Genomic DNA, 7,556 nt, shown 5'->3' on the forward strand with positions numbered 1-7,556 from the left:
AAGGAAGAAGGAAAAATATTACGTTGTTTGAATCTTAAGCTTTTGATATATCCGTACCCTTTGCTTCGACTGGTATATCAAATTAATTAACATCAACCACATAGTAATAGTAGTAATTCTCTGAATAAAAATTTACTCACAGTTGACTGTAGATAAAGAATAATTTTTTCTGGAAAAAACCAGAACTGAAAGACCAAAAAAAGAAAAAGTGAATAGTATTACTAAAATAAGTCCCTGGTATTTCAAGAAAAAGATAAATGTATAACTCCCTGTAGTCTCACATCAAATTAGTATAATCATAAATTGTCAACAAAACTCTCCATAAATTCTCCCTAAAGTCATCACATACATACATATAGTAATAGTAGTAATTCTATATTAGTTCTCATATTTTGTTGAAACTTGCACTAACAAGTCATAATCTAATGCAGGATGGCAGAAATAACTGAGCAGTTACAAAATCCTAACACAATTACAAATCAAAAATGATTGACTTTTAACTTTTGACTTTTGACTTTTAACTTCCGCGTAGCGGCACTAGAAGCAATATTTTAAATAATTTTCTTAGAAGTTAAAATCTTGGTAGAATTTATCTCAGAAAAAATAATAAGCTCCAGTATAAGTGAGGTAAATAGTTAAATTGTTCAAACATCAATTATTTAATTCTGTCAACCGTTCCCGACAGCTAATTATTCAATTTATTAGTTTGTTTTGTCTTTGCTGTTTCCTGGTCATTAGTTGTAGTCAACCACAGAATAATCCTAATAACACCTCCACCGCAGAAATTCAAACAAATCGTATTACAATTGGTACAACTCTTAAACCTCGTACTGTAGACCCGGCAGATGCCTACGAAGTAATATCTGGTAACTTACTCTATAACTTGGGCGATCGCCTCTATGGTTACAAGTTAGGAACAACAGAACTTGTCCCTAACTTACTCTATAACTTGGGCGATCGCCTCTATGGTTACAAGTTAGGAACAACAGAACTTGTCCCTCAACTAGCTACAGAAATGCCAAAAATTAGCGAAGATGGCATAACATATACAATTCCTATTCGTCAGGGGGTAACATTTCATGACGGTACTCCCTTCAACAGCGAAGCAATGGCCTTTTCTTTAAAACGTTTTATTGAAAATGAAGGTCCACCTTCTTCTTTATTAGCAAATACAGTAGAGTCAGTAGAAGCTACGGGAGAATATCAGTTAACAATAAAGTTAAAAAAACCCTTTGCTGCTTTTACTCCTCTACTAGCATTTTCTGGTCTTTGTGCTGTTTCGCCTCAAGCATATACAATAGATGAAAATAAATTTAAACCCGATACATTTATTGGTACCGGACCATACAAATTAGTTGAGTACAGTACTGATGTTTTACGATTAGATATATTTGACAATTATTGGGGAGAGAAACCACAAAATCAAGGAATTGATATTCAAATCTTTTCTAGTTCAGCCAATTTATTTAATGCTTTTAAAACAGGTGCTATTGATGTAGCTTATTTATCTCTTGATACTGACCAAATTTCTAATTTAGAACAAGAATCAGAACGTCAAGGTTGGCAAGTAATTTCTACAGATGGCAAGACAGTTAATTATATAGTTTTAAATATTAATTCAGCACCATTAGATAACAAAGCAGTGAGACAAGCATTAGCAGCTATTGTTGACAGGAATTTGTTAAATAAACGAGTTTTACGAGAGCAAGCTGAACCTATTTATAGTCTAATTCCCAATAAATTTGAAGGTTATAAACCAGTATTTCAAGAAAATTATGGAGATGGAAATTTTGACAAATCTAAAGAGTTATTAAAAGAGGCAGGACATTCTCAAGATAATCCAGCAAAAATAGAAATTTGGTATGCTTCTAATTCGACAAAAAGACAATTAGTCGCTAGTACACTCAAAGCATCTGTAGAAGAAAAAATAGACGGTTTAATGGAATTAGAATTAAATAGTGTAGAAGCAGCAACCGCCTTTAAAAATTTAGATAAAGGACTATATCAAACTTTTATGTTAGATTGGTACGGAGATTTTGTTGACGCTGATAACTATATCCAACCATTTTTAGAATGTACAAAAGGTTCAGAAGAAACAGGTTGCGAAGCAGGAGCTAGCCAATTTCAAGGTTCATTTTATTATAGTGATCGTATCAATCAATTAATAGAAGAACAACGTCAAGAACAAAACCCAGAAAAGCGCCAAGATATTTTCAGAGAAATTCAAGACTTATTAGGAGAAGACGTTCCTTTTATTCCACTTTGGTTAGATAAAGATTATGTATTTGCTCAGAAAAACATTAATGGAGTAAATTTAGAACCGACTCAGCAGTTTCCTTTCTGGACAATTAATAAATCGTAGAGATTCTGACTGGAATTGAGAAGGAAGTAAAGATTTAGAATTAGATACTCTGATTTAGTGATTTAGATTTTTGATCGAAAAAGAATTTGAGCTAAGAGATCTATGTAGATAGTTAGAGTTATAACTTTCAAGGGAGTTCAGAAGACATATTTGCAAGGTACAGGAGCTAAAATTCAGGATAAATCATTGAGTTATTCATAAATTAAGTAGATTTAAAACCTCTGTTCTTAGTAATTAATTCTAACTCCTGACTCCTGACTCCTGACTCCTTAACAAATTAACGTAAAAAACAACTAACCATCCATAACACCAAAAACGTTACCAAAGTAATAAATATTTCTGTGCTTAAACCAGTTGCTAAAGCACTCAATATTCCACCTAAAATCAACCCAAGAATTAAACCCCCAACAGTCAACAATACAGCACGACCAAACTTATTCTCTTTACGATTAAGAAAATAAAGACAACCACCAACTCCCAAAGCCAAAGTAAGTTGCAAAATAGACGGTTGACTAACCCCAGAATAAATACTAATAGCACCTAAAACCACATATATACCAGTAGGCCACAAAATATCAGCTTGACTAGGAGTATCAATTAACTTTTGTAGCCAAACTGGCCCTTTTTCCGTCAACCCAGGAGTAAAACTATCAGGGACTTTCTTTGTTTGCTTCTCAGGAAACCGAATACGCTCAGGAACCTTAATCTTTCCTTCCTGACGCAACCGTAAACGGTCCATCAAAATCGAATCATAAGCAGCTTCAATATTTTCTATAACTTTTTGATCGCCACTATGCTGCTGCTTCAAACGTTCCTTTGCTGCTTGAATTTCATCAAAAGAAGCATCTTCAGTGAGACCAAGTTGTTGATAATGACTTAAATCGCTCATTTCAATTTATTAATAATTTTTTAAACTATGACAAAGTTTCTAGTATTTTAATCTTATCTAGTTTTCCAGAAATATGCTCAGTTAAATATACAAACATTTCTACACAAATTACCGAATAATCTCATAAATTAACATAAGTACTGACTATCAAAAATAGCTTTTAACCCCCTGAGATTAATAGAAGGAAAATCAAAAAAAGATATCTAGAGGCAAAGAATACGACTTTACTTAGGGAAGCATTTAACATTGGTTAGAGAAAAAAGGAATTCTAGCTCTAGAGCATTTTCTGCCAAACACTGAAATTACCACTTGATTAATGTATTTTACCTATCTTTTGGCTTGTAAATTTAGACTCTTGACTCGATCGGGCTTGCTGATTAAATATCAAAGCACTGACAGATATTGGTTTGCTGCCTTTTTTGGTCTAAAAAGGTCAAAAAGATAGTATTTTGGGATGATTATGGCAGAAAAATCTTGGGACAAATATACCCGACTACCTCCTCTATAATTTCCATTTCTCCTGTCTCCTGTCTCCTGTCTCCTGTCTCCTACCCCTACCACTCATACTGTATTCAGCAAACCCTAACTCAACCCACTCACTATCCCTGACCACTGCACTTTCTTCTGTTTTTCACGCCGATAAGAAAAAAAGTAATCCGGTTGTTGATAAGTACAATAAGGAGCGATCGCCATCTGTGAATGACCAATACCCAATTGCTCCAACTGTAAAACATTAACCATACGCACATCCAAGCGGACCTTTTCCGGTTCAGGATCGGATAAAATTGGTGAATTAGGCAAAAGCTCTAGAGAATGCAAAATATCTTCAGTAGTTGCTCTATCTATTTGTGGAACAACAGTCGCCCCAACCTCAGCCGCCACATCTTCAGAAACTTGATAAACCTCTCCAGCAATAGCAGGGCCAAGAACAAATAATAAATCGGATAATTGACTACCCTGAGCTTGAAAACTTGCCAATGCTACGGGAACAATTTTAGCGGCCGTGCCACGCCATCCGGCATGAACTGCTGCCACTTGTCCTGTTTTTTTGTCCGCAATCAAAACAGGTACACAGTCTGCACTGCAAACCCAAACTGCTTGTTTTGCTGTTTGAGTTATTAAACCATCAGCTTCAGCATAAGTTTTTTCGGGACTAGAATTAGGCATCTCTACCTGAGTAGCTTTCCCTGTTGTCAGTACAGTATTGCCATGTACTTGTTTCACACGATATACCTCAGCAGAAGAAGGGAATACTTCTACTAATTCTCCTGGTGTACGAGGCCAGAAATGGTGAGTAAAAAAGCCATGAGGCCAATGTTCCAAGAGGCTACAAGTTAGGTAAGATAATCCTTGCCATTTTTGCCAGTGCCAAGTGGTATTATTCTCGCCCAAAATTTGATAGTATCTATTTGATTTTTGTGAATCAGAGTCAGCTAAAGTCATTTCAGTTATCAGTTATCAGGAAAGGTAGAAGGCAGAAGGCAGAAGGCAGAGGGAAATTCTGACTCCTGACCTCAGCATAAGTGCCTTCGTTTATTTTGACATTTTTGTTCGCTCTACTGCACGGGATAGGAAGTTTACCTAAAGCCAGAGTGCTGCACAGAATGAATTTGACTATTGCTACATCCGCAACAGTAGTAGAGAGAAGGACTAAATCATCAATCCTGGATGCTTAAGACAATGAAATGACTATTGCGGATGTCGCAATAGAAGTAGAAGTCACACCCCAACTCCGAGTGCTTCAGACAATGAAATGACTATTGCGGATGTCGCAACAGAAGTAGGAGTCACACCCTCAACTCCGAGTGCTTCAGACAATGAAATGACTATTGCGGATGTCGCAACAGTAGTAGAGAGAAGGATTAAATCATCAATCCTGGATGCTTCAGACAATGAAATGACTATTGCGACATTCGCAACAGAAGTAGGAGTCACACCTTCAACTCTGAGTGCTTCAGACAATGAAATGACTATTGCGACATCCGCAATAGAAGTAGAACTAACTAATGATTGAGTCATCAATCCTGGATGCTTCAGACAATGAAATGACTATTGCGACATTCGCAACAGAAGTAGGAGTCACACCCTCAACTCCGAGTGCTTCAGACAATGAAATGACTATTGCGGCATTCGCAACAGAAGTAGAAGTCGCACCTCAACTCCGAGTGCTTCAGACAATGAAATGACTATTGCGACATCCGCAATAGAAGTAGAAGTCACACCCCCAACTCCGAGTGCTTCAGACAATGAAATGACTATTGCGGCATTCGCAACAGTAGTAGAACTAATAATTGAGTCACAAACAATACAAATATTTTCTTACTTCACGAAACAAGAACTTGCCAATCAATTGTAGAGTGTTGGTATAGCAATGTGCGCAGGCATATTTACAAATGACAGGAGGTGTCCAATAGCTAAAAGTCTTATATGATTCCAACGGAGATGCTGCGCAAACGGTTTTTTTATTCCCCCTGTTGCCTGTTGCCTGTTGCCTGTTGCCTGCGCACAGCGCTATATCTATAAACTTTGACCCAAATATTAGGAAAATTGTCAGTAGCAGAATTTAACAAAGAAAAATTTATAGACAGCTTGTCAAATATTCAAGGAGTTTCAGATAAATTAACCGCTTCAACTTTCGCCAATCTCCATATTTTTCTGAGTCTCCCCTCAACAAATCAAACTCTTTGGCAGTTAATCGACTCCGGAAACCCATCAAGCATTGTTATTGCCAGTCAACAAACAGCAGGACGTGGTCAATGGGGAAGAAATTGGCAGTCAACTGTCGGGGGACTATATATGTCAATAGCGATCGCCAAGAGCAATACCATCGCTCCTAATATTTCTATATCTCAAACTTCTCAGCTAACTTTATCAAGTGCTTGGGGTATAGCTTCTAGTTTGAGGGATTATGGTGTGCCAGTTCAAGTCAAGTGGCCTAATGACTTAATTTTAGAACACAAAAAATTAGGAGGCATCTTAACAGAGACCAGGATACACAAGAAAAAAATTTCTCAGGCAGTAATTGGCGTAGGGATTAATTGGGCTAATTCTGTGCCAGACACAGGAATTAATTTGCAGAGCTATTATATGAAACAGTCTAAATCAGGAATATTCTCTCTAGAAATGTTAGCTGCTATAGTCTTTCATGGACTAGATTTTGGCATTAAACAACTTTTAGAGTCAGGAATAGAAAGTATCTTACCTTCCTATCAGCAACTACTTATAAATATTGGGCAGCAAGTAGTAGTAGAAGATCGTATTGGCACAATTGTGGGAGTAACGACCAATGGGGAATTACGGGTCAAGTTTAACCAAGACTCAACTAGTCCGCTGACTCAGCCTCAAATATCTTCCTCAGAAATTTTCCTAAAACCCGGTACAATCAATCTGGGTTATGGCCAACTTTTTCCCGGAAGTAGGTAGGGAGTAGGGGAGTAGGGCAGTGGGGGAGTGGCTCACACGGATTATGGCACGGATATACGGATAGGTCAGGGAGTAGGGCAGTGGGGGAGTAGGGGCGAATGGCATTCGCCTTCTTCACTGGATTTAGTGTCCGTGCGTAAGTCCTGACTTAATAATTGAAGTGTCACCTAAGTTAAGTATTCTTTTTTCACCCTTGGTATAAGAAGGTAAAAAGTAAGAAACTGCAATATTTTTTTTGGGCAACAAATCAATTTAATTACCAGAAAAAAATCATATAGCGGTTTTTCAATATAGATAGACTACAGGGGCTAAATCATTCTCCTACTGTCTACTTCCTAACCCAAAATAATTTTGTGTGGTCTACTTAAATGTTAAATGAAAAGCGCTGTAGTTGAAGTCAAATAAAGCAAGTAGATTTTTCTACTAGGGAAATTAATATAGCAGTCGAAGTAAAGGACGCGGATATATCAAAATCTTAAAACTCAGACAACGTCAGATTTTTCCTTATTCTTTCTTCTTTCTTCCTTGTGCTATAAGACACGCTCATGGTCGGTCGTTGATCCATAGGCAATTTTCCCTTCTGCTTTCTGTCTTCTACCTTATGTCTTATGCCTTCTTCAATGTTAAAGTTAATTTTTATTAAACTGCATTAATTGTCAATTCAAATAGGACTTACGCAAATTCACTTTAAAAACGCCATATGTAGGGGCTAATTAATTCGCCCTCAATTGATTTAGTGTCCATGGGTAAGTCCTGTCAAAGTAATAAGTATAGTGTGAGGAAATGATGGTATCAGAGAAGCAAAACCTGTCAGTAGAGTCTAAAACTGAACTACAGGAAACAACCAAAAAGCAAAACCAAAATATTATTCAGACCAAACTT

Annotated in this window: 7 protein-coding genes; 5 read left to right on the forward strand and 2 right to left on the reverse strand. The window is 36.8% G+C overall.

What is annotated here, in order from left to right; genetic code table 11:
* Positions 1-640 precede the first annotated feature (640 nt).
* A complete protein-coding gene (locus D5R40_RS28530; protein ID WP_124155561.1) occupies positions 641-2,362 on the forward strand; it encodes an ABC transporter substrate-binding protein in 1,722 nt (573 codons plus the stop codon).
* Positions 2,363-2,639: 277 nt separating this feature from the next.
* Here the strand turns inward: D5R40_RS28530 and D5R40_RS28535 are convergent, their stop codons facing one another.
* Both D5R40_RS28535 and pgeF read right to left on the reverse strand, forming a co-directional pair.
* Positions 2,640-3,251 (reverse strand): CPP1-like family protein, encoded by a 612-nt coding sequence (locus D5R40_RS28535; protein WP_124142798.1) that lies wholly within the window; start codon positions 3,249-3,251, stop codon positions 2,640-2,642.
* Between the two features lie 582 nt (positions 3,252-3,833).
* A complete protein-coding gene (pgeF, locus tag D5R40_RS28540; protein ID WP_124142797.1) occupies positions 3,834-4,694 on the reverse strand; it encodes a peptidoglycan editing factor PgeF in 861 nt (286 codons plus the stop codon).
* A 310-nt stretch (positions 4,695-5,004) separates the two neighbouring features.
* Between pgeF and D5R40_RS43570 the strand changes: the two genes are divergently transcribed.
* From D5R40_RS43570 to D5R40_RS28545, 4 genes are all read left to right on the forward strand, one after another.
* Complete coding sequence (locus D5R40_RS43570; RefSeq protein ID WP_445974453.1) at positions 5,005-5,265, forward strand: hypothetical protein; 261 nt, start codon at positions 5,005-5,007, stop codon at positions 5,263-5,265.
* Positions 5,258-5,437, forward strand: a complete 180-nt coding sequence (locus D5R40_RS43575) for a hypothetical protein (protein ID WP_124142795.1) — start codon at positions 5,258-5,260, stop codon at positions 5,435-5,437. Before D5R40_RS43570 ends, D5R40_RS43575 begins: the two co-directional genes overlap by 8 nt.
* The gene (locus tag D5R40_RS43580) at positions 5,434-5,607 is read left to right on the forward strand and encodes a hypothetical protein (RefSeq protein WP_287287249.1); all 174 of its coding nucleotides are present in this window, start codon (positions 5,434-5,436) and stop codon (positions 5,605-5,607) included. Before D5R40_RS43575 ends, D5R40_RS43580 begins: the two co-directional genes overlap by 4 nt.
* A gap of 170 nt (positions 5,608-5,777) precedes the next feature.
* Entirely contained in the window at positions 5,778-6,674 is an 897-nt protein-coding gene (locus D5R40_RS28545; protein WP_240038740.1) for a biotin--[acetyl-CoA-carboxylase] ligase, read from the forward strand.
* Positions 6,675-7,556 lie beyond the last annotated feature (882 nt).

The sequence above is a fragment of the Okeania hirsuta genome (assembly GCF_003838195.1).
GTDB classification, from domain to species: Bacteria; Cyanobacteriota; Cyanobacteriia; order Cyanobacteriales; family Microcoleaceae; genus Okeania; species Okeania hirsuta.

Excerpts from the sequence above, each read along its gene's own strand:
- D5R40_RS28535 (WP_124142798.1), bottom strand. The coding sequence starts at position 3,251 with ATGAGCGATTTAAGTCATTATCAACAACTTGGTCTCACTGAAGATGCT.
- D5R40_RS43575 (WP_124142795.1), top strand. The coding sequence starts at position 5,258 with ATGATTGAGTCATCAATCCTGGATGCTTCAGACAATGAAATGACTATT.
- D5R40_RS43570 (WP_445974453.1), top strand. The coding sequence starts at position 5,005 with ATGACTATTGCGGATGTCGCAACAGAAGTAGGAGTCACACCCTCAACT.
- pgeF (WP_124142797.1), bottom strand. The coding sequence starts at position 4,694 with ATGACTTTAGCTGACTCTGATTCACAAAAATCAAATAGATACTATCAA.
- D5R40_RS43580 (WP_287287249.1), top strand. The coding sequence starts at position 5,434 with ATGACTATTGCGACATCCGCAATAGAAGTAGAAGTCACACCCCCAACT.